This is a genomic window from Actinacidiphila yeochonensis CN732 (assembly GCF_000745345.1).
Taxonomy (GTDB): domain Bacteria; phylum Actinomycetota; class Actinomycetes; order Streptomycetales; family Streptomycetaceae; genus Actinacidiphila; species Actinacidiphila yeochonensis.
On sequence record NZ_JQNR01000005.1, the window covers coordinates 3,090,059 to 3,113,450 of the forward strand.

At 73.8% G+C, this 23,392-nt stretch carries 22 protein-coding genes and 1 riboswitch; of the genes, 20 read left to right on the forward strand and 2 right to left on the reverse strand.

Going from position 1 to position 23,392, the window contains the following annotated elements:
• The first annotated feature begins 118 nt into the window (after window positions 1–118).
• The 11 genes from rplS to BS72_RS24935 all read left to right on the forward strand — a co-directional run bounded on the left by rplS (window position 119) and on the right by BS72_RS24935 (window position 10,476).
• On the forward strand, window positions 119–469 hold the full coding sequence (rplS, locus tag BS72_RS24885; RefSeq protein ID WP_037913732.1) for a 50S ribosomal protein L19: 351 nt from the start codon (window positions 119–121) through the stop codon (window positions 467–469).
• Window positions 470–514: 45 nt separating this feature from the next.
• Window positions 515–1,222 carry a signal peptidase I gene (gene lepB, locus BS72_RS24890; protein ID WP_037913733.1) on the forward strand — a complete coding sequence of 236 codons (708 nt, stop codon included), beginning with the start codon at window positions 515–517 and terminating at the stop codon, window positions 1,220–1,222.
• Window positions 1,215–2,423, forward strand: coding sequence for a signal peptidase I (gene lepB / locus BS72_RS24895; RefSeq protein ID WP_078901608.1), 1,209 nt, complete (start codon window positions 1,215–1,217; stop codon window positions 2,421–2,423). The genes lepB (BS72_RS24890) and lepB (BS72_RS24895) overlap by 8 nt, the downstream gene beginning before the upstream one ends.
• Window positions 2,424–2,589: 166 nt before the next feature.
• Window positions 2,590–3,561 (forward strand): signal peptidase I, encoded by a 972-nt coding sequence (gene lepB, locus BS72_RS24900; RefSeq protein WP_078901908.1) that lies wholly within the window; start codon window positions 2,590–2,592, stop codon window positions 3,559–3,561.
• Between the two features lie 34 nt (window positions 3,562–3,595).
• Window positions 3,596–4,330, forward strand: coding sequence for a signal peptidase I (lepB, locus tag BS72_RS24905; protein WP_037913734.1), 735 nt, complete (start codon window positions 3,596–3,598; stop codon window positions 4,328–4,330).
• Between the two features lie 263 nt (window positions 4,331–4,593).
• Entirely contained in the window at window positions 4,594–4,920 is a 327-nt protein-coding gene (locus BS72_RS24910; protein ID WP_037913736.1) for a DUF2469 domain-containing protein, read from the forward strand.
• Between the two features lie 193 nt (window positions 4,921–5,113).
• Window positions 5,114–5,476: a YraN family protein gene (locus BS72_RS24915; RefSeq protein WP_037913739.1), complete on the forward strand. Its 363-nt coding sequence runs from the start codon at window positions 5,114–5,116 to the stop codon at window positions 5,474–5,476.
• Window positions 5,476–7,113, forward strand: a complete 1,638-nt coding sequence (locus BS72_RS24920; protein ID WP_037913742.1) for a YifB family Mg chelatase-like AAA ATPase — start codon at window positions 5,476–5,478, stop codon at window positions 7,111–7,113. The genes BS72_RS24915 and BS72_RS24920 overlap by 1 nt, the downstream gene beginning before the upstream one ends.
• A 337-nt stretch (window positions 7,114–7,450) precedes the next feature.
• Complete coding sequence (dprA, locus tag BS72_RS24925; protein WP_407639058.1) at window positions 7,451–8,734, forward strand: DNA-processing protein DprA; 1,284 nt, start codon at window positions 7,451–7,453, stop codon at window positions 8,732–8,734.
• A gap of 297 nt (window positions 8,735–9,031) precedes the next feature.
• Window positions 9,032–9,871: an RNA polymerase sigma factor WhiG gene (gene whiG, locus BS72_RS24930; RefSeq protein WP_037913743.1), complete on the forward strand. Its 840-nt coding sequence runs from the start codon at window positions 9,032–9,034 to the stop codon at window positions 9,869–9,871.
• 65 nt (window positions 9,872–9,936) lie between these two features.
• Window positions 9,937–10,476 (forward strand): TetR/AcrR family transcriptional regulator, encoded by a 540-nt coding sequence (locus tag BS72_RS24935; protein WP_037917527.1) that lies wholly within the window; start codon window positions 9,937–9,939, stop codon window positions 10,474–10,476.
• 94 nt (window positions 10,477–10,570) lie between these two features.
• On the opposite strand, the gene BS72_RS38750 is transcribed toward BS72_RS24935, so the two are convergent.
• Window positions 10,571–11,038, reverse strand: a complete 468-nt coding sequence (locus BS72_RS38750; protein ID WP_063836131.1) for a peptidoglycan DD-metalloendopeptidase family protein — start codon at window positions 11,036–11,038, stop codon at window positions 10,571–10,573.
• 904 nt (window positions 11,039–11,942) lie between these two features.
• On the opposite strand from BS72_RS38750, the gene rpsB reads away from it, so the two are divergent.
• The 9 genes from rpsB to BS72_RS24985 all read left to right on the forward strand — a co-directional run bounded on the left by rpsB (window position 11,943) and on the right by BS72_RS24985 (window position 22,101).
• Window positions 11,943–12,872, forward strand: coding sequence for a 30S ribosomal protein S2 (gene rpsB / locus BS72_RS24945; RefSeq protein ID WP_037913746.1), 930 nt, complete (start codon window positions 11,943–11,945; stop codon window positions 12,870–12,872).
• A 156-nt stretch (window positions 12,873–13,028) separates the two neighbouring features.
• Window positions 13,029–13,865, forward strand: coding sequence for a translation elongation factor Ts (gene tsf, locus BS72_RS24950; protein WP_037913748.1), 837 nt, complete (start codon window positions 13,029–13,031; stop codon window positions 13,863–13,865).
• Between the two features lie 186 nt (window positions 13,866–14,051).
• A complete protein-coding gene (gene pyrH / locus BS72_RS24955) occupies window positions 14,052–14,873 on the forward strand; it encodes a UMP kinase (RefSeq protein WP_037913751.1) in 822 nt (273 codons plus the stop codon).
• Window positions 14,874–14,910: 37 nt separating this feature from the next.
• Complete coding sequence (gene frr / locus BS72_RS24960) at window positions 14,911–15,468, forward strand: ribosome recycling factor (RefSeq protein ID WP_037917532.1); 558 nt, start codon at window positions 14,911–14,913, stop codon at window positions 15,466–15,468.
• A gap of 173 nt (window positions 15,469–15,641) precedes the next feature.
• Window positions 15,642–16,529, forward strand: coding sequence for a phosphatidate cytidylyltransferase (locus tag BS72_RS24965; protein ID WP_037913754.1), 888 nt, complete (start codon window positions 15,642–15,644; stop codon window positions 16,527–16,529).
• A gap of 193 nt (window positions 16,530–16,722) precedes the next feature.
• Window positions 16,723–17,841: a 23S rRNA (adenine(2503)-C(2))-methyltransferase RlmN gene (gene rlmN / locus BS72_RS24970; RefSeq protein ID WP_037913755.1), complete on the forward strand. Its 1,119-nt coding sequence runs from the start codon at window positions 16,723–16,725 to the stop codon at window positions 17,839–17,841.
• Between the two features lie 212 nt (window positions 17,842–18,053).
• Window positions 18,054–18,169, forward strand: a riboswitch (TPP riboswitch).
• Entirely contained in the window at window positions 18,159–19,253 is a 1,095-nt protein-coding gene (locus BS72_RS24975; protein WP_037913758.1) for a thiamine ABC transporter substrate-binding protein, read from the forward strand. It overlaps the preceding riboswitch by 11 nt.
• A gap of 92 nt (window positions 19,254–19,345) precedes the next feature.
• A complete protein-coding gene (locus BS72_RS24980) occupies window positions 19,346–21,040 on the forward strand; it encodes an ABC transporter permease (RefSeq protein ID WP_078901911.1) in 1,695 nt (564 codons plus the stop codon).
• The gene (locus BS72_RS24985; RefSeq protein WP_198545949.1) at window positions 21,037–22,101 is read left to right on the forward strand and encodes an ABC transporter ATP-binding protein; all 1,065 of its coding nucleotides are present in this window, start codon (window positions 21,037–21,039) and stop codon (window positions 22,099–22,101) included. The genes BS72_RS24980 and BS72_RS24985 overlap by 4 nt, the downstream gene beginning before the upstream one ends.
• 139 nt (window positions 22,102–22,240) lie before the next feature.
• Here BS72_RS24985 and BS72_RS37495 read toward each other — a convergent pair whose 3' ends face one another.
• Window positions 22,241–23,365, reverse strand: coding sequence for a hypothetical protein (locus BS72_RS37495; protein ID WP_037917540.1), 1,125 nt, complete (start codon window positions 23,363–23,365; stop codon window positions 22,241–22,243).
• Window positions 23,366–23,392 lie beyond the last annotated feature (27 nt).

A 23,392-nucleotide genomic window follows, 5' to 3' on the forward strand; every position in this document is an offset into this window, starting at 1 on the left:
GGACGCCGCAGCACCGCAGTACCCTCCATTCGCGACCGAGCCGCGTCCCAAGGACGCCCGCCCGGTATGACCGCCGTCGATGACCTGTGGCATCGGCGAGGAAGTGAAACGAACGACCATGGCCAACCTGCTCGAAGGCGTCAAGGACGCCAGCCTGCGTACCGACGTCCCGGTCTTCCGCCCCGGCGACACCGTCAACGTCCACGTGCGCGTCATCGAGGGCAACCGCTCCCGTGTGCAGCAGTTCAAGGGCGTCGTCATCCGCCGCCAGGGCGCCGGCGTCAGCGAGACCTTCACGGTCCGCAAGGTCAGCTTCTCCGTCGGCGTGGAGCGCACCTTCCCGGTGCACACCCCGATCGTCGAGAAGATCGAGGTCGTCACCCGCGGCGACGTCCGCCGCGCCAAGCTGTACTACCTGCGTGAGCTGCGCGGCAAGGCCGCGAAGATCAAGGAGAAGCGCGAGCGCTGAGCGCTTGACCTCTCCTTGGGGCGGGCCGTATAAGCTTCCGCCCCGATGGACAGCGATGTGACCTCAGAACGCGACCCCTCCCCGGCCGACCACCAGGCGGACCCGGAGGAGCGGTCGCGTTCTGCTGTTCTGGGGGACGCGCTGGCCCTCTGGTGGGCCGACTGGCGCGGCACCCTGCTGGCCGCGCTCGCCTGCTGCGCCGTACTGCTGCTGGTCGGCCACTTCGTCGTCGAGCCCTTCCAGGTGCCCAGCTCCTCGATGGAGAACACCCTGAAGGTCGGCGACCGGGTCCTGGTCGACAGGCTCGCCTACCACTTCGGCGGCACACCCGAACGCGGGGACGTGATCGTCTTCGACGGCAAGGACTCGTTCACCACGAGCAGTGGCACCGACTACGTCAAACGGGTGATCGGCGTCGGCGGCGACCACATCCGCTGCTGCGACACCCAGGGACGCATCCTCGTCAACGGCAAGGCCATCGACGAGCCCTACCTGTACCCCGGGGACGTGCCCTCCCGGACGCCGTTCGACATCATCGTGCCCCCCGGCCGGCTGTGGGTCATGGGCGACCACCGGGACGACTCCGCCGACTCCCGCGCCCACCTGGGCGACCCGGGCGGCGGCACCGTACCGGTGGACGAGGTCATCGGCCGCGCGGAGTGGATCGCCTGGCCGGTCGGCCGCTGGACCCGGTTGCGCCGCCCAGCCGCCTTCGCGGACGTCCCCGCGCCGCCGGCCGGCGGCCATGGGTAACCGGGGCCGGCCGCGCGGGACGCGGGAACCGCCCGCGCGGCCCGCCCCCACCACCCGGGCCGAGCGCCGCCGGCTGGCCCGGAAGGTCAGGCGCCGCCGCCGGACCTCGCTCGCCAGGGAGGTGCCGCTGCTGGCGCTGCTGGCCCTGGCCATCGCCCTGGTGCTGAAGACGTTCCTGGTCCAGGCGTTCGTGATCCCCTCGGGCTCCATGGAGCAGACCGTCCGGATCGGCGACCGGGTGCTGGTCGACAAGCTCACCCCGTGGTTCGGGTCCGAGCCGCACCGCGGTGACGTGGTCGTCTTCAAGGATCCCGGGGGCTGGCTCTCCGGCGAGCCGGCACCGGCGCCCGCCCCGGTCGTCGTCAAGCAGCTCAAGCAGGCATTCGCCTTCATCGGGCTGCTGCCCGCCTCGGGGGAGCAGGACCTGATCAAGCGGGTCGTCGGGGTCGGCGGCGACACCGTGGTCTGCTGCGATCGGGAAGGCCGCCTCACGGTCAACGGGGAGCCGCTCGACGAGCCCTACCTCTACCCCGGCAACCCGCCCTCGCAGATCCGCTTCACCGTCCACGTGCCGAAGGGGCACCTGTGGGTGATGGGCGACCACCGATCGGACTCCGCGGACTCCCGCTTCCACATGGGCCAGCTACTGGACGGCGAGCACACCGACGGTACGGTGCCGGAGAGTCTGGTGGTCGGCCGGGCCTTCGCCGTCGCCTGGCCGCTGGGCCACTGGCAGCGGTTGAGGGAGCCGCCCGCGTACTCCTCGGTGCCGCCGCCTGGCGCGGCGGGCGCGACAGGACCGGGCGGTACAGCCAGTACGGCTATGGTGGGCAGCGTCGGCCCTTCCGCCGGGGCCGGCGCGACCGTTGGCGGTCAAAGGACGGACCAACTGCCGACTCCTGGGGAACTTCCGCTCGTTATGGGAATGGTGGGCCTGCGCCGGTCGCGGCGCGGGCGAGGAAATCGACTGAGGAGTGGATGTGGGGGACCTAGTGGTCGGCGCACGGTCCGGTTCCGGCGAGCCCGAGAAGGGGGAGGGCTCGGTGCCCCCCGCGGACGGGACTCAGACCGATGGCATGGTCCCCGGCGCGGGCGGCGGCGCGGGCCCGTACCAGAGTGCGGGCGGCGGCTACGGGTATCCGCAGGGGTACGACGCGGAGTACGGCCAGGCCGGGACCGCGTCCTACGGCCGGACGGGTGACAACGGCCACGGCCCCGCCGCGAGCGGCTACGCGGCACCCGCGGGCGGCGGCTACGGTCAGGAGTACGGGCAGGCGTACGGTCAGGCGGCCGAGGCCGGCTACGACCAGGCGTACCAGCCGGGCCACGTGCCGCCACCGACCACCCGGCCGGAGGAGGTCGGCGGCATGGAATCCGAGGGCGCTCACCGCCACGACCCGGCGGGCGGCGGTCCGGGCGGGCCCGGCGGCGGTGACGGCGGCAGCGGTGGTGGCGGCGGCGACGGCGACGACTCGGGCAGCACCCGGGTCGGGCCGGAAGAGAACAAGCAGCGCTCCTTCTGGAAGGAGCTGCCGCTGCTGGTGGTCATCGCCCTGGTGCTCGCGCTGGTGATCAAGACCTTCCTCGTACAGGCGTTCTCCATCCCGTCCGACTCGATGCAGAACACCCTCCAGGTGGGTGACCGGGTCCTGGTCGACAAGCTCACCCCGTGGTTCGGCTCCGAGCCGACCCGCGGCGAGGTCGTCGTCTTCCACGACCCGGGCAACTGGCTCCCGGAGAACCCGCCGCCGAGCAGCAACCCGGTGGTGCGCGGCCTGCAGAAGAGCCTCAGCTTCATCGGCCTGATGCCCTCGGCCGAGGAGAAGGACCTGATCAAGCGGGTCATCGGCGTCGGTGGCGACACCGTCAGCTGCAAGGGCACCGGCCCGGTGATGGTCAACGGCAAGGCGCTCAACGAGCCCTACGTCTATCCCGGCAACACGCCGTGCAGCGCGGACCGGCCGTTCACGGTGCACGTGCCCAAGGGCCGGATCTGGGTGATGGGCGACCACCGCCAGGACTCCCTGGACTCCCGCTACCACATGGACGAGATCGTCGACGGCAAGCACACCGACGGAACGGTGTCCGACAAGCAGGTCGTCGGCCGGGCCATCGTCGTGGCGTGGCCCATCAACCGCTGGGACTGGCTGGGCATCCCGAGCACGTTCTCCCAGCCCGGCATCAACGCGGCCGGCACCGTCGCCCCCGCGGCCGCCGGACTGGCCGGCGCGGTGCCGCTGGTCATGATGCGCCGCCGCTGGCTGCTGCGTCCGGAAGAGGTCGCGCGGCCCGTCGCTCCGGCGGACGGCCCCGCAGGCACGGAGGGCGAGAAGGGCTGACCGGGGCGGGTACCGACGGGTAGGGTGCCGGTCCATGAGCGTCGCGAGCACCAGTAGTACCAGCACTCCGACACACCCGGCGCGGGGGCGGCTGGGGCACCGGCTGTCCGGTGCCGCCGTCGCGCTGGGCTGCGTGCTCTTCCTGGGCGGGTTCGTCTGGGCGGCGCTGGTCTACCGGCCCTACACGGTGCCGACGGACTCCATGCGCCCCGCCATCGCGCCCGGCGCCAAGGTGCTGGCGAGGAAGGTCTCCGGCTCCGAGGTGCACCGCGGCGACGTGGTGGTCTTCAAGGACCCGCTGTGGGGCGACCTGCCCGAGGTGAAGCGCGTCATCGGGGTGGGCGGGGACACCGTCGCCTGCTGCGACACGCAGGGCCGGATGACCGTCGACGGCAAGCCCGTCTCCGAGTCCTACCTCGGCGGCGGCGCGGCCTCCGTGAGCCGCTTCAGCACCACGGTGCCGCACGGCGGGCTCTTCCTGCTCGGTGACAACCGGCCGGTCTCGCAGGACTCGCGGGTCCACCTCGACGACGCGGAGCACGGCTCGGTGCCCGCCTCGGACGTGCGCGGCCGGGTGGAGGCCACCGCCTGGCCGCTCGGCCAGGCGGGCCTGGCCTCGCGCACCTCGGCCTTCGACCGGCTGCCCGGAGGCGGCGCCGCGGGCGGCGGCCCGCTGCCGTGGCTGGCGGCCATGGTGGTGGCCGGAGCGGTGCTGATACTGGGCGGCGCGGCCTACGAGCCGGCCGTCAAGCTGCTGCGGCGCCGCTGAGCGGGGTCGGGGCCCGAGCTCTGACGCCGGAGCCCTGACGTCCGGTCTGGCTCCCGCATCCGGTCTGGCTCCGGCGCCCGAGTTCCGGCGTCTCGGTCGTCCGCGGTCGGGCCGCCCGCGAGGGCCGGGCCGGCGGTCGGCAGGCCGCCCGGACAGGGGACCGACCTCGCCGCCTGACAGGGGGCCCGATACGGCGGTGTGCGGCTCCCAGGGTGCCGCCGTAGCGCACAATGGGGTCACGTACGGCTGAAGGGGAACATGCCATGAGCGCGGAGGACCTCGAAAAATACGAGACCGAGATGGAGCTGAAGCTCTACCGGGAGTACCGCGACGTCGTCGGCCTGTTCAAGTACGTGATCGAGACCGAGCGGCGTTTCTACCTCACCAATGACTACGAAATGCAGGTGCACTCGGTCCAGGGGGAGGTCTTCTTCGAGGTCAGCATGGCTGACGCGTGGGTGTGGGACATGTACCGGCCGGCCCGCTTCGTCAAACAGGTGCGCGTCCTCACCTTCAAGGACGTGAACATCGAGGAGCTCAACAAATCCGACCTCGACCTGCCGTCGGACGAGTCGGGCTTCAGCGGATAACGGCGCTCCCGCCCGGTTGCCCGGTCCGTTGCCCGGAGCCCTTCCGGCGGGGTCGGGAGGGTCGGAAGGGCAGGTGACCGGCCGCTCCGGTCGAGCGGGCGGTCGGGCGGACGAAAAGTTATCCACAGGCTCCGCTTCAAGATCATCTTCGTGAGCACCATCTCTGTCACAGTCGGTGACGGAGGTGGTACTCATGAACGCACGCGGTGCGCTCGGGCGCTACGGCGAGGACGTGGCGGCCCGGAAGTTGAGCGAGGCGGGGCTGCGCGTCCTGGCCCGGAACTGGCGGGCCGGTCGCAGCGGCGAGATCGACATCCTCGCGGCCGAGGGTGAGGCTCTGGTCGTCTGCGAGGTGAAGACCCGCCGTGAGGGGTCCTACCAGCCGCCCATGGCGGCGCTGACCCCGGCGAAGACGGCGCGGCTGCGCTCGCTCGCCGAGCGCTGGATCGCCGAACACGGCGGAGCCCCGCCGGGCGGGGTCCGGATCGACCTCATCGGCGTCACCCTGCCCGACCGGGGCGCGCCCCGGGTGGAGCACGCGCGGGGGGTGGCGTGATGGCCTTCGCCCGGACGTGCTCGGTCGCCCTGGTCGGCGTCGAGGGCGTGGTGGTCGAGGTCCAGGCCGACCTGGAGCCGGGGGTGGCCGCGTTCACCCTGGTCGGGTTGCCGGACAAGAGCCTGGTGGAGAGCCGCGACCGGGTCCGCGCCGCCATCGTCAACAGCGGTGAGACATGGCCGCAGAAGAAGCTCACCGTCGGACTCAGCCCCGCCTCCGTGCCCAAGGCGGGCTCGGGCTTCGATCTCGGTGTCGCGTGTGCCGTACTCGCCGCCAACGAGCGGATCCCGCCGTCGGCCATCGCCGACGTGATGATGATCGGAGAGCTGGGCCTCGACGGGCGGGTGCGGCCGGTGCGGGGCGTGCTGCCGGCTGTGCTGGCCGCGTCCGAGGCCGGCTACCGCCACGTGGTGGTGCCCGAGCGGACCGTGGCCGAGGCGGCCCTCGTCCCCGGCGTCGCCGTCCTCGGGGTGCGCAGCCTGCGGCAGCTGATCGCCGTACTGGCCGGCGAGCCGGTCCCGGAGGAGGCCGCGGAGAGCGCCGAGCCGGCCGGGAGGCCGGACCCGATGGGGGCGGGCCTCCTCCTGCCCGGCGGCGGCGCGGGTACCGGCCTGGCCCGTGGCGGCGGGGCGGACCGGGCGTCGGCGCATGTACCCGACCTCGCCGACGTCTCCGGGCAGTTGGCGGCCCGGACCGCCATCGAGGTGGCGGCGGCGGGGGGCCACCACCTCTTCCTCAAGGGCCCGCCAGGAGCCGGCAAGACCATGCTGGCCCAGCGCCTGCCGGGCATCCTGCCGCCGCTGACCCGACAGGAGTCGCTGGAGGTCACGGCCGTCCACTCCGTCGCCGGAATCCTCCCGCCCGGCCGCCCGCTGGTCGACACCGCTCCCTACTGCGCCCCGCACCACTCCGCCACCATGCCCTCCCTCGTCGGGGGCGGCAGCGGGCTGCCCCGGCCGGGCGCGGTCTCCCTCGCCCACAACGGGGTGCTCTTTCTCGACGAGGCCGCCGAGTTCAGCGTCCATGCCCTGGAGGCGCTGCGCCAGCCGCTGGAGTCCGGCCACGTGGTGGTGGCCCGCGCGTCGGGGGTGATGCGGCTGCCCGCCCGCTTCACCCTGATCCTGGCGGCCAACCCCTGTCCCTGCGGGCGGTTTTCGGCGGGCCTCGGGTGCGAGTGCACCCAGGCCGCGGTCCGCCGCTACCAGAGCCGGCTGTCCGGGCCCCTGCTGGACCGGGTGGACCTGCGGGTGGAGGTCGAACCGGTCGGCCGGGCCGAGCTCCTCGGCCCCTCCCGAAGCGCCGGCGAGCCCTCCGCGGTCGTCGCCGCCCGGGTGCGCCAGGCCCGCGAGCGGTCCGCGGCCCGCTACGCGGCCACGCCCTGGCGGCTCAACAGCGAGGTGCCCGGCCATGAGCTGCGTACCCGCTGGCAGGTCGAGCCGGGCGCCCTGCGCGCTGTCGAACGCGACATGGAGCGGGGCCTGCTCACCGCCCGCGGCCTCGACCGGGTGCTGCGGGTGGCCTGGACGCTGGCGGATCTGGCTGGCTGCGACCGCCCCGGCGAGGACCAGGTGCGGCTCGCCCTCCAACTGCGCACCGGCGTGGGCCGCGGCGCGCTCATGGCGGGAGGCGGCGTATGACGGGCATGGAACCCCTCGGCGGCGGAGTCCGGCAGGGCGAAGGCCCACCGCCGGGCATGGACGGCACCGGGAGCGCGCCTCGGACGAGCCCCGTTCCCGGGACGGGCACCGCCGGGCGCGCAGTCCCCGCCGGCGCTCCAGGTGGCGACCGCGCGCCCGGCGGCTCCGGTGCGGGCGGGCCGGAGGCGGCCGACGGGGGAGGGGCGGCTCCGCCGCCGGGTGCGGACCCGGGAAGCGGGAGAGCGCTCGGCGGGGCCTGGCCGGCGGGCGGGCGTCCGGTGGCGGTGGCGCCGGGTGGCGAGCCGCCGCCGGTGCCGGGCGGACGGAGGAGGAGGTGCTGCGCGCCGGGTACGAGGGCGGCGCCGTGTTCGGCGGATCCGGGGGCGACGGGGGCGACGGGGTCGCGGAGGGCGATGAGGGCGTCCTGCCGCCGGGACCCGTCCGGGAGATCGAGCCTGCGGGGGAGGGCCGGGAGGGCGTGCGCGCTGCGGTGCCGTCGGAGGAGCGCCTGGCACGGGCGCTGCTGACCCGGGTGGCCGATCCGGGGGACGAGGTGGTGGGGCGTGCCCTGGCGGAGCGCGGGCTCCGCGACACCGTCTCCGCGCTGCGCTCGGGCCGGCGGTTGCCGGGGGCCGGCCCGGAGCGGACCAGGCGGTACGCCCTGCGGGCCGCGGACGCCGATCCGGTGGCCGACCTGACAGCGGTCCACCGCGCGGGCGGCAGGTTCCTCTGCCCCGGTGACGGGGAGTGGCCCGGCCAGCTCGACGACCTCGGCGCGCAGCGCCCGTTCGGGCTGTGGGTGCGCGGGCGGCCCTCACTGCGCCTGTGGGCGCTGCGCTCTGTGGCGGTGGTCGGCTCACGGAACTGCACCGACTACGGGCACTACATGGCCGTCCGGCTCGGCGCGGGGCTCGCCGGCGCCGGCTGGGTGGTGGTCTCGGGGGCGGCGTACGGCGTCGACGGGGCGGTGCACACGGCGGTGCTCGGGGCCGGCGGGGCCACCGTCGGCGTGCTCGCCAACGGCGTGGACGTCGCCTACCCGCCGGGGAACACCCGGCTCATCGACGCTCTGGCCGAACGGGGACTGGTGGTCACCGAACTGCCGCCGGGCACGCATCCGACACGGTGGCGGTTCGTGCTGCGCAACCGGGTCATCGCCGCCCTCACCCGCGGCACCGTGGTGGTGGAGGCTCGGTACCGCAGCGGTTCACTGATCACGGCACGGCGGGCGGCCGGACTCGGCCGGATCACCATGGGCGTGCCCGGCCCGTGCACCAGCGGCCACTCCGAAGGCGTGCACGAACTGCTGCGCACGGGGGGAGCGGCCATCGTCACCGACGCGGCCGAGGTCGTCGAGCTGGTGGGGCGGATCGGCGCGGATCTCGCACCCGAACGACGCGGGCCGGTGCTGCCGAGGGACCGGCTCCGTCCCGGGGCGGCCCGGGTGCTGGAGGCGATGCCCGCCCGTGGCCACGCCGACGAGCACCACATCGCCGAGTCCGCCGGCACCACGGAGACCGACACGCTGGCGCGGCTGCACGAGTTGCAGGCACTCGGCTTCGTGGCCAGGGAGGACGGCCGATGGTGCTTGGTCCGTACCGCACGGGGACGGCCGGGATGATGAGCGGGTTGACGCCATGAGCACACCATCAGGTGACACGACGCCCGTGTGACCTGGGGCGTCCGCGGGGCGGACCGCGAGGGCGCACAAGGCGGCGCATTATTGCCCTCACGCTCCGTCCGGTGCCGCCCGAAGGCGGCGGGCCGGGCGGCGGCCCGCTCCACCCCCACCCGTAGAGGAACGTATCTGCGCATGTCCCACACGGACGCCGTAGCTGTAAGCGACACTATGGTCACGCTACGCTCGCGGAGGCTCGACTCCCCGCTCCCATCACGGCAGAACGGCGCACCAGGACGTATGCCACAGCACACCCCCGGGTCCCGACGGGCGACGGCAGTGACCACCGCCCCGGCCGCTCCCCGCACCGCCGCGCCCACCTCGCTCGACACCGTGTGGCGGACCTACAAGGCGACGGGCGACCCGCGACTGCGCGAGCAGTTGATCCTCCACTACTCCCCGCTGGTGAAGTACGTCGCGGGGCGGGTGAGCGTGGGGCTCCCGGCCAACGTCGAGCAGGCCGACTTCGTCTCCTCCGGGGTCTTCGGTCTGATCGACGCGATCGAGAAGTTCGACCCGGACCGCGAGATCAAGTTCGAGACCTACGCCATCACCCGCATCCGCGGCGCGATGATCGACGAGTTGCGGGCCCTGGACTGGATTCCGCGTTCCGTGCGGCAGAAGGCCCGGGCGGTGGAGCGCGCCTACGCCACGCTGGAGGCGAGGCTGCGGCGCACCCCCAGCGAGCCGGAGGTGGCCGCGGAACTCGGCGTCGGACTGGAGGAACTGCACGGGGTCTTCAGCGCCCTGTCCCTGGCCAACGTGGTGGCGTTGGAGGAACTCCTGCACGCCGGCAGCGAGGGCGGGGGCCGGCTCAGCCTCGTCGACACCCTTGAGGACACCGGTGCCGACGACCCCGTCGAGGTCGCCGAGGACCGCGAGCTGCGCCGGCTGCTCGCCCGCGCCGTGAACACCCTCCCCGACCGGGAGAAGACCGTGGTCACCCTCTACTACTACGAGGGCCTCACCCTCGCCGAGATCGGCCAGGTACTGGGCGTCACCGAGAGCCGGGTCAGCCAGATCCACACCAAGTCAGTCCTCCAACTCCGTGCCAAGCTGGCAGATATGGAAGCCCGCTGAACGGGACTGTCTACAGTGGTGGGATGCCGAGAATCCGTGCGGCCTCGGTGGCCGAGCACCGAACGATGCAGCGCCGCGCCCTGCTGGACGCCGCCCGAGCCCTGCTCGCCGAGGGCGGAACGGAAGCCCTCACCTTCCCCGCCCTCGCCGAACGCACCGGACTCGCCCGCTCCTCGGTCTACGAGTACTTCCGCTCCCGGGCCGCCGTCGTCGAGGAACTGTGCGCCGTCGACTTCCCGGTGTGGGCTGCCGAGGTCGAGGCCGCCATGCGGGACGCCGCCACGCCCGCCGCGAAGATCGAGGCGTACGTCCGCACCCAGCTCACCCTGGTCGGCGACGGCCGCCACCGCGCCGTGGTGGCCATCTCCGCCGGCGAGCTCGACGCGGGCGCGCGCGAGAAGATCCGGGCCGCGCACGGGGGCCTGGTCACGATGCTGGTCGCCGCCCTCGCCGGGCTCGGCCACGCCCAGCCGAGACTGACCGCGATGCTCCTCCAGGGCGTGGTGGACGCGGCAGTCCGACGGATCGAGCTCGGCGCGGCAGAGGAGCCCGGGACCGTCGTGGAGGCGGCCGTCGCCATGGCCCTGCACGGCGTCACGCTCTGACGGCCGCCGCGTTCCCAGCGCCGCCGCGCTGAGCCTCCCCCAGCTTCGCCGCCCAGGGCTCGACCGCCCCTGTCCCGCTCCCGCGTCCGCGATGTCACGCCCCGGACGCCGGCCCCGCCCGCGCCGCCCCCGCCCCGGGGTCCACCGGCCCGCCCACGGATCCGGCGGGCGGACCGTCCAGCGGCAGCAGTCGTGACGGTGCCGACCGGCGCAGCGACGCCGGCAGCAGCGACAACGGGTCCAGGTAGAGGTCGCCGCGCAGCAGCCCCCAGTGCAGGCAGCTCCCCGGGCAGTGCGGCAGCCCACCCGGTGCGGCCACCCCGACGCGGTCGCCTGCCGCGACCCGGGCACCGACCGGGAGCGTGCCCCGCACCGGCTCGTACGTCGTGCGCAGGCCGCCCGGCAGGGCGACGACGACCACGGGAACTCCGGCGACGTCGCCGGTGAAGGCCACCTCGCCCGCCGCGACCGCGCGCACCGCCGCCCCCCGCCCCGCCCGCAGGTCGACACCGCGGTGCCCCGCGCCCCAGACGGTTACCGGCGGCGCGAACCCGCGCAGCACCAGCGGCCGACCGCGCGGCCCCGCCCCGGCGACAGGCCAGCAGCGCGCCCCCGGTCCGGGCGCACCGGCACACCCCCGACCCGCGTTCGACGACGCACCCGCGGGGCTCCCGGCGGGCGGACCCGCCCCGGCCGAAGACGGCACGTCGACGCCGCCATCCACCCGACTCCCTGGAAACCCGCCGCCGGCCGACGGCCCGGCACCGACCTCCGTGCCCTCGCTCCACCCGGGACGGCCCCCCGTGTCCGGTGCCCCGGCCGTCCCCGACGGCATCCCGCGCACGATCCGTCCGTACGGTTCCATCAGCCCCGTCGGCCCCGTCAGTGCTACGGGCCCTGCCGGCCCTGCCGGCTGTGCCGAGCCCGAACCCGCCGCGGCGGCCAGCAGGGCCGCCGCCACCATCCACCACGCCATCGTGATCGCCATGCCTCCACCATGGCCCCGCGCGGCCACCTCGCGATGATCTTGGTCCGCGACCTGTGGATAACTCCGCCGAGCATGTCGCCGCCTGCGGTCCCGCGGCGGTGCCGTACCCCGTCCGGAGCAGCCGAGGCAGCCGCATGTCCTCTCCTGCCGCGTCCTGTTTCCTGTCCGTGTCCGCGTCCGCGTCCGGGGGCTCGGGCGAACCCGGGCAGGCCCGGGCAGAGCTGGGCGGGCATGACCGGACAGAGCTGGGCGGACCTGGGCCGGAGTCCGAGTGTCGCCCGGCGCTCCGGCGGTCCCGTACACTTTCAACGGCGATCCGGGTCACCGGGTCGACTTCGCACGCCCCGCCATCTGGTCCGGACCGACGGTTCCGGGTCGGTGGCCGCGCCCCTCGGTCCCTCGTGGAACGGCGCGCCGGGGCGTCAGGCGCGACCGCCGTCCGGCGGCCGCGACAACCGAGAACCCAAGGAGTACGGCCATGGCCGTCGTCACGATGCGGGAGCTGCTGGAGAGCGGCGTCCACTTCGGGCACCAGACCCGCCGCTGGAACCCGAAGATGAAGCGCTTCATCTTCACCGAGCGCAACGGCATCTACATCATCGACCTGCTCCAGTCGCTGTCGTACATCGACCGCGCCTACGAGTTCGTCAAGGAGACCGTCGCGCACGGCGGCTCCATCATGTTCGTCGGTACCAAGAAGCAGGCGCAGGAGGCGATCGCCGAGCAGGCGTCCCGCGTCGGCATGCCCTACGTCAACCAGCGCTGGCTGGGCGGCATGCTCACCAACTTCTCGACCGTCTACAAGCGCCTCCAGCGCCTGAAGGAGCTTGAGGAGATCGACTTCGAGGACGTGGCCGCCTCCGGCCTGACCAAGAAGGAGCTCCTGGTCCTCTCCCGCGAGAAGGACAAGCTGGAGAAGACCCTGGGCGGCATCCGCGAGATGCAGAAGGTGCCCAGCGCGGTCTGGATCGTCGACACCAAGAAGGAGCACATCGCCGTCGGTGAGGCGCGCAAGCTCCGCATCCCGGTCGTCGCGATCCTCGACACCAACTGCGACCCCGACGAGGTCGACTACAAGATCCCGGGCAACGACGACGCGATCCGCTCCGTCACGCTGCTGACCCGCGTGATCGCGGACGCCGTCGCCGAGGGCCTCATCGCCCGTTCCGGCGCCGCGGTGGGCGACAAGAAGACCGAGGGCGTCGCCGAGCCGCTCGCCGAGTGGGAGCGCGACCTGCTCGAGGGCGAGAAGAAGGCCGAGTCGGAGGGCGAGACCGCCGCTGCCGAGGCTCCTGCCGCTGAGGCTCCGGCCGAGGCCGCCGCCCCCGCCGCGGACGAGACCGCCGCTGCGGACGAGACCCCCGCCGAGGGCGAGACCCCGGCCGAGGGCGACGCGGCGCAGAGCTGACCCGGAGCCGACCGCGGCCCGCGGGGCGCCTGCCACAGGCGCCCCGGCGTCCGCCGGACGGCACCCGGCAGTACCACGCGTGACGACGGCGGGGGCCTGTGTGCCCCCGCCGTCCACCCGTAGACCCACCGACCATTCGGGAAGAGACTCAAAGCCATGGCGAACTTCACCGCCGCCGACGTCAAGAAGCTCCGCGAGCTGACCGCCGCGGGCATGATGGACTGCAAGAACGCCCTCACCGAGGCCGAAGGCGACCTGGACAAGGCCGTCGAGATCCTCCGCGTCAAGGGCCAGAAGGGCGTGACGAAGCGCGAGGGCCGCTCGGCCTCCAACGGCGCCGTCGTCGCCCTGATCGCCGAGGACAACAGCGAGGGCGTGCTCGTCGAGCTCAAGTGCGAGACCGACTTCGTCGCCAAGGGTGACAAGTTCGTGGCCGTCGCCGACGCGATCGCCGCGCACGTCGCCGCCACCAAGCCGGCCGACATCGCCACGCTGCTCGCCTCCGAGATCAACGCCGGCCAGACCGTCCAGGCGTTCGTGGACGAGGCCAACGCCACCCTCGGCGAGAAGATCGTGCTGGACCGCTTCGCGCAGTTCACCAACGGCTTCGTGAGCGCCTACCTGCACCGCACCAGCCCCGACCTGCCGCCGCAGGTGGGCGTCCTGGTCGAGCTGGACAAGGCCGACGCGCAGACCGCCAAGGACGTCGCCCAGCACATCGCCGCCTTCGCGCCGGTCTACCTGACCCGTGAGGACGTCGCCGCGGAGACCGTCGAGAACGAGCGCCGCGTCGCCGAGGCCACCGCCCGCGAGGAGGGCAAGCCCGAGGCCGCGCTGCCGCGCATCGTCGAGGGTCGCGTCAACGGCTTCTTCAAGGAGAACGTCGTCCTGGAGCAGGCCTTCGCCAAGGACTCCAAGAAGACGGTGCAGAAGGTGCTGGAGGAGGCCGGTGTGACCCTCAAGGGCTTCGCCCGCTTCCGCGTCGGCGTCTGAGCCGGCCCCACCTTGGCTGCCGGACGGCATCGACCGTTCGGCGAATGACGGACGGCCCCGCTAGGGTCGTACGCGGGCGGCCGTCCACAGGCCGAACGCAGAGGTGACGAGGAGGCCATTGCCGTAACGGGAACCGACAGGACCCCGCGGCAATGGCCTTCTTGGTACGCGCACGAGGAGATCTCCATGGATGCTGGTGCCGAAGGCGCCGACAAGGCCCGCGACGACGACCACGAGGCCGGGCAGGACGCCGCGCAAGCCGCGGTCGGCACCCGCGACGGCGTCGCCCCCGGCCGGTACATGCTGAAGCTCTCCGGCGAGGCGTTCTCCGGAGGAGGAGGGCTCGGCGTCGACCCGGACGTCGTGCACTCCATCGCCCGCGAGATCGCCGCGGTGGTCCGCGACGGCTACGAGATCGCCGTGGTCCTCGGCGGCGGCAACTTCTTCCGCGGTGCCGAGCTCCAGCAGCGCGGCATGGACCGGGCCCGCTCGGACTACATGGGCATGCTCGGCACGGTGATGAACTGCCTGGCCCTCCAGGACTTCCTGGAGAAGGAGGGCATCGAGACGCGGGTGCAGACCGCCATCACCATGGGCCAGGTCGCCGAGCCCTACATCCCGCTGCGGGCGGTGCGCCACCTGGAGAAGGGCCGCGTCGTCATCTTCGGCGCGGGCATGGGCATGCCCTACTTCTCCACCGACACCACCGCCGCCCAGCGGGCGCTGGAGATCGGTGCCACCGCGATGCTCATGGGCAAGAACGGGGTGGACGGCATCTACGACTCCGACCCCCGGCACAATCCCGACGCGGTGCGCTTCGACGCCCTGGAGTACGGGGACCTCATCGCCCGGGATCTGCGGGTCGCGGACCTCACGGCGATCACGCTCTGCCAGGACAACAAACTGCCCATCGTGGTCTTCGAGCTGCTCGCCGAGGGCAACATCGCGCGGGCCGTCAAGGGTGAGAAGATCGGCACGCTGGTCAACGACCACGGCACCCGGGCATGACCGCCAGGCCCTGCCCACCGAATACCAGGAGCACATGGTGATTGAAGAGACACTCCTTGAGGCCGAGGAGAAGATGGAGAAGGCCGTCGTGGTCGCCAAGGACGACTTCGCGGCGATCCGTACCGGCCGTGCCCACCCGGCGATGTTCAACAAGATCGTCGCCGAGTACTACGGCGCCGTCACGCCGATCAACCAGCTGGCCTCCTTCGCGGTGCCCGAGCCGAGGATGGCGGTGATCACCCCCTTCGACAGCAGCAGCCTGCGCAACATCGAGGAGGCGATCCGCAACTCGGACCTGGGCGTCAACCCCAGCAACGACGGCCGCATCATCCGCGTCGTCTTCCCGCAGCTCACCGAGGAGCGGCGGCGCGACTACATCAAGGTCGCCAAGACCAAGGGCGAGGACGCCAAGATCTCCATCCGCAGCGTCCGCCGCAAGGCCAAGGAGACCCTGGACAAGCTCGTCAAGGACGGCGAGACGGGCGAGGACGAGGTGCGCCGCGCGGAGAAGGAGCTCGACGACACCACGGCGAAGTACGTGGCGCAGATCGACGAGCTGCTCAAGCACAAGGAGGCCGAGCTGCTGGAGGTCTGAGCCTCCCGCAGCACGGCACGCCTGACCGCTCCTTCCGCCATCCTCCTGGCCACCTCCACCCGACGACGCGAGGCGACGCTTTCGTGAACGACTCTTCCTGGGGCGCGTCGCCACGCGCCGGCCACGTGGCGGGTTCCGCCGCAGAACCCGCGGTCAGGAGGAAGATCTCTGCCATGCCGCCACCGCCCCCGCCCGCCGCACCGGAACCGCCGCCCTCACCCGCGCCGTCCCCGGCGCCCGGGAAGAAGTCCGCCGGACGCGACCTGCGGGCGGCGATAGGGGTCGGCGTCGGTCTCGGCGCCGTCGTGCTCGCAGCGCTCTTCGTCGTCAAGGCCGTCTTCGTCGGCATCGTCGTGGTCGCCGTGGTGGTCGGCCTGTGGGAGCTGACCTCCCGGCTCGCCGAGAGCAAGGGGCTGCACGCCCCGCTCGTCCCGCTGGCGCTCGGCGGCACCGCCATGGTGATCGCCGGGTACACCAGCGGAACCACCGGCGCCTGGATCGCGATGGCGCTGACCGTCCTCGCGGTGCTGGTCTGGCGGATGGCCCAGCCGCCCGAGGACTACCTCAGGGACGTCACGGCCGGTGTCTTCGCCGCCTTCTACGTGCCGTTCCTGGCCACCTTCGTGGTGCTGATGCTCGCGGCGGACGACGGTCCGCGCCGGGTGCTGGTCTTCCTGCTGCTCACCGTGGTCAGCGACACGGGCGCCTACGCGGTCGGCTGGCGGTTCGGCCGCCACAAGCTCGCGCCCAGGATCAGCCCCGGCAAGACCCGCGAGGGCCTGATGGGGGCGATCACCTTCGCGATGGTCGCGGGGGCGCTGCTGATGCAGTTCTACATCGACGGCGGCCACTGGTGGCAGGGCCTGCTGCTCGGCCTCGCCGTGGCTGCCAGCGCCACCCTGGGCGACCTGGGTGAGTCCATGATCAAGCGGGACCTCGGCATCAAGGACATGGGCACGCTGCTGCCCGGCCACGGCGGCATCATGGACCGGCTGGACTCCCTGCTGCCGACCGCGCCGATCGCCTGGCTGCTGCTGAGCGCGTTCGTCGGCCAGAGCTGACGGGGCCGGGGCTGACGAGGCCGGGGCCTGACGGGGGCGGAGCGAGGAGCCCGGCGCGAGAGAGCCGGTGTGACGGGGCCGCAGCCGCCCGGTCGGCGTCGGCCGGCCTGGGATGGTGCGAAGTGTCGGGTTTTCCACAGGCCCGGCGGACCGGGCCAGGACGCTCCGAAAGGATGCGACACTGGTAGGCATCATGCCTGCACCCGGAGAGCTCACGTTCGTCGCACCCCGCGGGGCCAAGAGGCCCCCGCGGCACCTCGCCGACCTCTCGCCCGCTGAGCGGCGCGAGGCGGTGGCCGCGCTGGGGGAGAAGCCGTTCCGGGCGAAGCAGCTGTCACAGCACTACTTCGCCCGCTACGCCGACCACCCCGACGCCTGGACCGACATCCCGGCCGCCGCCCGCGGCCGGCTCGCAGGCGACCTGCTGCCCGAGCTGATGACCGTGGTGCGCCACGCCTCGTGCGACGACGGCCTCACCCGCAAGACCCTGTGGCGGCTCTTCGACGGCACGCTCGTCGAGTCGGTGCTGATGCGGTACCCGGACCGGGTCACCATGTGCATCTCCTCGCAGGCCGGCTGCGGCATGAACTGCCCCTTCTGCGCCACCGGCCAGGCGGGCCTGGACCGCAACCTGTCCACCGCCGAGATCGTCCACCAGATCGTCGAGGGCATGCGCGCGCTGCGCGACGGCGAGGTGCCCGGCGGCAGCGGCGAGGGCCTGGACCGGCTGTCGAACATCGTCTTCATGGGCATGGGCGAGCCGCTCGCCAACTACCGGCGGGTGATGGACGCCATCCGCCGTCTCACCGACCCGGCGCCCGACGGCCTCGGCCTGTCCCAGCGCGGCATCACCGTCTCCACCGTGGGCCTGGTGCCGGCCATCCACCGGTTCACCGACGAGGGCTTCAAGTGCCGCCTCGCGGTGTCCCTGCACGCCCCGGACGACGAGCTGCGCGACACCCTGGTGCCGGTCAACACCCGCTGGAAGGTCCGCGAGGTGCTGGACGCCGCCTGGCGCTACTCCGACGTCTCCGGCCGCCGGGTGTCCATCGAGTACGCGCTGATCCGCGACATCAACGACCAGGCGTGGCGGGCCGACCGGCTGGGCAGGCTGCTCAAGGGCCGCCGGGCGCACGTCAACCTGATCCCGCTGAACCCCACCCCCGGGTCGAAGTGGACCGCCTCCCGCCCGGAGGACGAGAGGGCGTTCGTCGCCGGGCTGCAGGCGCACGGGGTGCCGGTCACCGTCCGCGACACCCGCGGCCAGGAGATCGAGGGCGCCTGCGGTCAGCTGGCCGCCACCGCCCGCTGACCCCGGCTGGCCTGCTGATATCGTCTCCGACCGGGCGTCCGGCGGACCTCCGCCGGCCGCGGTCGGCGGGCAGGCCGCCAGACCACGGCCCTCCGGGCCGCGACCGCCCGGCACCGACCGTCACCGTCCGCGCCGAGGGACGGGACAGGAGCCGACCGGCCCTGACCGGCTCCGACCGGCCCGGCACCGGGCAGCACGACACGGCACAAGTGAACATCCGACAGGGGAGCGTCTGAGACGGCGCTGAGAGTGCGGCTGGGAGACCAGGCCGCAGACCCTCCAACCTGATCCGGGTCATACCGGCGTAGGGAGTCAACATGACCAGCACCATCCGAAGGCGTGCCGCGGGCGCGATCGTCCTGGCGGCGGCCGCGGCCACCGTCCTGGCGGGCTGCGGCAGCGGTGGCGGCTCCGGGTCCGCCTCGGGGAAGCCGTCCAAGACCGTCACCCTGGTCAGCCACGACTCCTTCGCCGCCTCCACGTCGGTGCTGGCGCAGTTCACCAAGGAGACCGGCTACACCGTGAAGGTGCTGCGCGGCGGGGACGCGGGCGCCGCCGTCAACCAGGCCATCCTCACCAAGGACGACCCGCGCGGCGACGTCTTCTTCGGCGTCGACAACACGCTGCTGTCGCGGGCCCTGGACAACGGGCTGTTCGACTCCTACACGGCCAAGGGCCTCGACAAGGTGGCCGCCGACGTGCAGCTCGACGCGGCCAAGCACCGGGTGACCCCGATCGACTCCGGCGACGTGTGCGTCAACTACGACCGCGCCTACTTCACCTCCCACCACCTCGCGCCGCCGCAGACCTTCGCCGACCTGGTCAAGCCCCAGTACAAGAACCTCCTGGTGACCGAGAACGTCGCCACCTCCTCCCCGGGCCTGGCCTTCATGCTCGGCAGCATCGCCACCTACGGCGACCAGCACTGGCAGACGTACTGGAAGCAGCTCAAGGCCAACGGCGTGAAGGTCGTCGACAGCTGGGAGCAGGCGTACGACAGCGACTTCTCCGGCTCCTCGGCCGGCCGCAAGGCCGGTGGCGACCGGCCGCTGACCGTCTCCTACGCCTCCAGCCCGCCCGCCGAGGTGGTCGGCGTCAACCCGCCGCCCGCGCAGTCGCCGGTGGGCGTGTCGACCGGGACGTGCTTCCGCCAGATCGAGTTCGCCGGGCTGCTGCACGGTGCGAAGAACCCGGCCGGCGGCAAGGCGTTCATCGACTTCATGATCAGCCGGACCTTCCAGCAGGACATGCCGCTCCAGATGTACGTCGACCCGGTGGTCGAGGGCGCCAAGGAGCCGGCGGTGTTCACCCGCTACGGGGCGAAGATCGCGCACCCGACGACGCTGCCGCCCGCCACCATCGCGGACCGGCGTGACGACTGGGTGAAGACGTGGAACTCCCTCGTCCTCTAGGCGCCCACCGCGCTGAAGGCGCCGACCACCAGTCCGGCCCGGACGCCGCCCGCGCTGCCGCCGTGCGCGGCGCGCTGGTGCGGGCCGGACTGGTGGTGGTGCCGCTGGCGTTCTTCGCGGTGTTCTTCGCCTACCCGGTGGCCGCCATCGTGGGGCGCGGGCTGCGGGCCGGCGGCCACTGGCAGCTGGGACGGATCGGCGGGGTGCTCGGCGATCCGTCCGTCCGGCACGTGCTGTGGTTCACCTGCTGGCAGGCGGCCGCGTCCACCGCGCTCACCCTGGCGGTGGCGCTGCCGGGGGCCTACGTCTTCGCCCGGCTGGACTTCCCCGGCAAGCGGGTGCTGCGGGCGGTGGTGACCGTCCCCTTCGTGCTGCCGACCGTGGTGGCCGGCTCCGCGTTCCTCGCGCTGCTGGGGCGCGGCGGCCTGACGGACAGCCTGTTCGGGCTGCGCCTGGACACCTCGGTGTGGGCGATCCTCATCGCCCACGTCTTCTTCAACTACGCGGTGGTGGTACGCACCGTCGGCGGACTGTGGGCGCAGCTCGACCCCCGTCAGGAGGAGGCCGCGCGGATGCTCGGCGCGGGCCGGTTCGCCGCGTTCCGCCGGGTGGTGCTGCCGGCGCTCGGACCGTCCGTCGCCGCGGCCGGTGTGATGGTCTTCCTGTTCACCTTCACCTCCTTCGGCGTCGTCCAGATCCTCGGCGGCCCCACCCGGGCCACCCTGGAGGTGGAGATCTACCGGCAGACCGCGGAGGTCTTCGACCTGTCGACCGCCGCCGTGCTCACCATCCTCCAGTTCCTCGCCGTCGTCGCCATCCTCGCGGTGCACGCCTGGACGCTGCGGCGCCGCGAGTCGGCGCTGCGGCTGGTGGACGCCGCAGGCACCGGCCACCGGCCGCGCGGCGGCGAACGCGCCCTGCTCGCCGGTGTCCTCGCCGTGGTCGCGGTGCTGATCCTGCTGCCGCTCGGCGTGCTCGCGGCCCGCTCGTTCGACGGCCCGCACGGCTACGGCCTGGACTTCTACCGCTCCCTGGGCTCCGCCGGCGACGACAGCACCTTCCTGGTGCCGCCGGTCGAGGCGGTGTGGAACTCGCTGCGGTACGCCGCCATCGCCGCGCTGATCGCGCTGCTGGTCGGCGGGCTCGCCGCCGCGGCACTGACCCGCCGGGCCGGCCGGCTGATGCGCGGCTTCGACGCGCTGCTGATGCTGCCGCTGGGCACCTCCGCGGTCACCGTCGGCTTCGGCTTCCTCATCAGCCTCGACAAGCCGCCGCTGGACCTGCGCGACTCCTGGCTGCTGGTGCCACTGGCGCAGGCTCTGGTCGGGGTGCCGTTCGTGGTCAGGGTGATGCTGCCGGTGCTGCGCGCGGTCGACCAGCGGCTGCGCGAGGCCGCTTCCGTCCTCGGCGCCTCCCCGGCCCGGGTATGGCGTGAGATCGACCTGCCGATGGCCGCCCGGGCCGCCGGTATCGCCGCCGGCTTCGCCTTCGCCGTCTCCCTGGGCGAGTTCGGCGCGACCGTCTTCATCGCCCGCCCCGACAGCCCCACCCTGCCGGTCGCGGTGGCCCGGCTGCTCGGCCGGGCGGGCGAGATGAACTACGGCCAGGCCATGGCGCTGAGCACCGTCCTGATGGTGGTCTGCGCCGCGTGCCTGCTCATCCTGGAGGTCCCGCTGTCGTCATCGGCCGCCACCCGCACCCCCGCCGTCCCGGGGACCTCCCCCGGCGGCTCCGGCGCCGCCCCGGCGTCCCCGGCCGCCCCCGCCCGCGAGAAGGCACTGCGATGAGCGACACCCTGCTCCACCTCGACGGCGCCACCGTCCGCTTCGGCGAGCGCGCCGCCCTCGACGGGGTCACCCTCGACGTGGCCGCCCACGAGACGGTGTGCGTGCTCGGTCCCAGCGGCAGCGGCAAGTCCACGCTGCTGCGCGCCGTCGCCGGACTCCAGCCGCTCGACGGCGGCCGGGTGCTCCTCGACGGCGCCGACCAGGCGGGCGTGCCCCCGCACCGGCGCGGGGTCGGCCTGATGTTCCAGGACCACCAGCTCTTCCCGCAGCGGGACGTCGGCGGCAACGTCGGCTTCGGGCCGCGCATGCACCGGGTGCCCCGGGAGCGGCGGGAGACGCGCACCGAGGAACTGCTGACGCTGGTCGGGCTGCCCGGCGCGGCGCGGCGGGCGGTCGCCACGCTCTCCGGCGGCGAGCAGCAGCGGGTCGCGCTGGCCCGGGCGCTGGCCCCCGAGCCGCGGCTGCTGATGCTTGACGAACCGCTCGGCCAGCTCGACCGGTCGCTGCGCGAGCGGCTGGTGGAGGAACTGCGGCGGCTGTTCGGACAGCTGGGCACCACCGTGCTGGCCGTCACCCACGACCAGGGCGAGGCGTTCGCGCTCGCCGACCGGGTGGTGGTGATGCGCGACGGCAGGATCGAGCAGGTCGGCACGCCGATGGAGGTCTGGCGACGGCCCGCCACGGAGTTCACCGCCCGCTTCCTCGGCTTCGACAACATCACCGACGCCACCGTCCGCTCCGGAACCGCCGACACCGCCTGGGGAGCCCTGCCGGTGCCCGCGGCCACGCCCGACGGGCCGTGCCGGGTCCTCGTACCGCCGGGCGCCGTCCTGCTCGCCGGCAGCCCGGCCGCCAAGGCGCTCGGTCCCGCCGCGGGGGCCCCGCTGGCCTGCGAGGTGTCCGGACGCACCTTCCGCGGCGGCCGGGTGGGCCTGCGGCTGCGGCCGGACCGGGGGCCGCGGCTGGACGCCGAGTGCGCGCTTCGGGACGCCCCCGAGGTCGGGGACCGCGCAGAGGTCGTGCTCGACCCCGCGGACCTGGTGGTCCTGCCCGCCGGGTGACACCGCGTGAGGCCGGGCGGGGCGACACCGGCCGGTCCGGGCCCCGGCGGCGACGCGGGCGCACGGCCGGACAGGTCCCGTGACCGGCGGCGCCGGGCCCTGGCGGCGCGGCGTCGGGCCACCGTCAGGGCCCGGCGTCCTACGCGGTGTTCGAGAGGGATGCCACCACGAGGGCCGGCAGCAGGAACGCGGCCACCAGCGCCGCCACCCGCACCGCCGCCATGGCCCGCAGCGTCGCGGCCGGAGCCGCCTGCCCGCGCAGCGCCTCGACAGCCGGACGGCGGGCGGCCCGGGACTCGGCGGCCGCCGAAGCCGCCGTACCGAGCACGCACACCATGACCAGCACCGCCCCGAAGGCCGTCACCGGTCCCAGCGGGTGCTTCGCGTCCTGCCGCAGCCCGTAGGCCGACACGGCCGCGGCGGCCGTCGCCGACAGCATCCCGACCACCGGCCCCAGCCGCCTGGCCTCACCCTGCAGGGCCCGCCCCGACAGCAGGCGCACCACGCCCGGGCGGAATCCGGCGAGCAGCCGTCCGCAGCCGTCGAGCAGCCCCGGACCGACCAGCACCAGACCGACCGTCACCAGCACCCAGCCGGCGGCCGCTGCGGGCGCGATCCGGCCGAGCCCGCTGGGCAGCGGCATCCCGTGCCCGTGCCGGGCGCCCGACTCCACCGCCAGCCCCACCGCGACCAGCGCCACGCCCCACGGCAGCCCGGCGGGCGCGCGCCGCACCTCCTCGTCCGCCCCTCGCCGCCCGAGCCGCAGCCGGGTCGAGCAGGCCGCGCCCGCCGCCAGCGGCACGACGGCGAGCAGCGTCACCACGCCGGCCGGCGGCAGCGACTGCCCGGCCGCCAGCACCCCGGGGCCGACCCCCCGATAGGGCTCGCCGCCCAGGGCGCCGCGCAGCAGCATGAACACCAGCAGGGCCAGCCCGCTGCCGACCGCGCACACCAGGATCGCCGTCGCTGCCGCGATCAGGGCGAGCCCGCCGCGGCCGAGGCCCGCCGCGGCCAGGCCGGAACGCGGCCAGCCGGCCGGCTGGGCCCGTCCGACGGCCGCCGCGAACTGGGCCGTCGCCACCACCGGCACGGCGCACCAGGCCAGCCGCACGAGCAGGTGCGGTGTGCCGCCGGACGGGTGGGACAGCGCCCAGCCGAGGGCGCCGAGCAGCAGCAGACCGGTACCGCAGGAGGTCAGCACGACCAGTGCCCATCGAGCCAGGGTCACCGCCCGGGCGCCCCGCAGCAGCCGTACGCTCAGCACGTCGGCACCGCCTCGCACCCGCGCCCG

What these genes read in the sequence shown, in the direction of transcription:
- pyrH (WP_037913751.1), top strand. Translation starts at nt 14,052, where the DNA reads ATGGATGCTGGTGCCGAAGGCGCCGACAAGGCCCGCGACGACGACCAC.
- BS72_RS24920 (WP_037913742.1), top strand. Translation starts at nt 5,476, where the DNA reads ATGGCCTTCGCCCGGACGTGCTCGGTCGCCCTGGTCGGCGTCGAGGGC.
- lepB (WP_078901908.1), top strand. Translation starts at nt 2,590, where the DNA reads ATGGAATCCGAGGGCGCTCACCGCCACGACCCGGCGGGCGGCGGTCCG.
- rlmN (WP_037913755.1), top strand. Translation starts at nt 16,723, where the DNA reads ATGCCTGCACCCGGAGAGCTCACGTTCGTCGCACCCCGCGGGGCCAAG.
- lepB (WP_037913733.1), top strand. Translation starts at nt 515, where the DNA reads ATGGACAGCGATGTGACCTCAGAACGCGACCCCTCCCCGGCCGACCAC.
- rpsB (WP_037913746.1), top strand. Translation starts at nt 11,943, where the DNA reads ATGGCCGTCGTCACGATGCGGGAGCTGCTGGAGAGCGGCGTCCACTTC.
- BS72_RS24915 (WP_037913739.1), top strand. Translation starts at nt 5,114, where the DNA reads ATGAACGCACGCGGTGCGCTCGGGCGCTACGGCGAGGACGTGGCGGCC.
- BS72_RS24965 (WP_037913754.1), top strand. Translation starts at nt 15,642, where the DNA reads ATGCCGCCACCGCCCCCGCCCGCCGCACCGGAACCGCCGCCCTCACCC.
- BS72_RS24935 (WP_037917527.1), top strand. Translation starts at nt 9,937, where the DNA reads ATGCAGCGCCGCGCCCTGCTGGACGCCGCCCGAGCCCTGCTCGCCGAG.
- rplS (WP_037913732.1), top strand. Translation starts at nt 119, where the DNA reads ATGGCCAACCTGCTCGAAGGCGTCAAGGACGCCAGCCTGCGTACCGAC.
- lepB (WP_037913734.1), top strand. Translation starts at nt 3,596, where the DNA reads ATGAGCGTCGCGAGCACCAGTAGTACCAGCACTCCGACACACCCGGCG.
- tsf (WP_037913748.1), top strand. Translation starts at nt 13,029, where the DNA reads ATGGCGAACTTCACCGCCGCCGACGTCAAGAAGCTCCGCGAGCTGACC.
- whiG (WP_037913743.1), top strand. Translation starts at nt 9,032, where the DNA reads ATGCCACAGCACACCCCCGGGTCCCGACGGGCGACGGCAGTGACCACC.
- lepB (WP_078901608.1), top strand. Translation starts at nt 1,215, where the DNA reads ATGGGTAACCGGGGCCGGCCGCGCGGGACGCGGGAACCGCCCGCGCGG.
- BS72_RS24910 (WP_037913736.1), top strand. Translation starts at nt 4,594, where the DNA reads ATGAGCGCGGAGGACCTCGAAAAATACGAGACCGAGATGGAGCTGAAG.
- BS72_RS24985 (WP_198545949.1), top strand. Translation starts at nt 21,037, where the DNA reads ATGAGCGACACCCTGCTCCACCTCGACGGCGCCACCGTCCGCTTCGGC.
- BS72_RS24975 (WP_037913758.1), top strand. Translation starts at nt 18,159, where the DNA reads ATGACCAGCACCATCCGAAGGCGTGCCGCGGGCGCGATCGTCCTGGCG.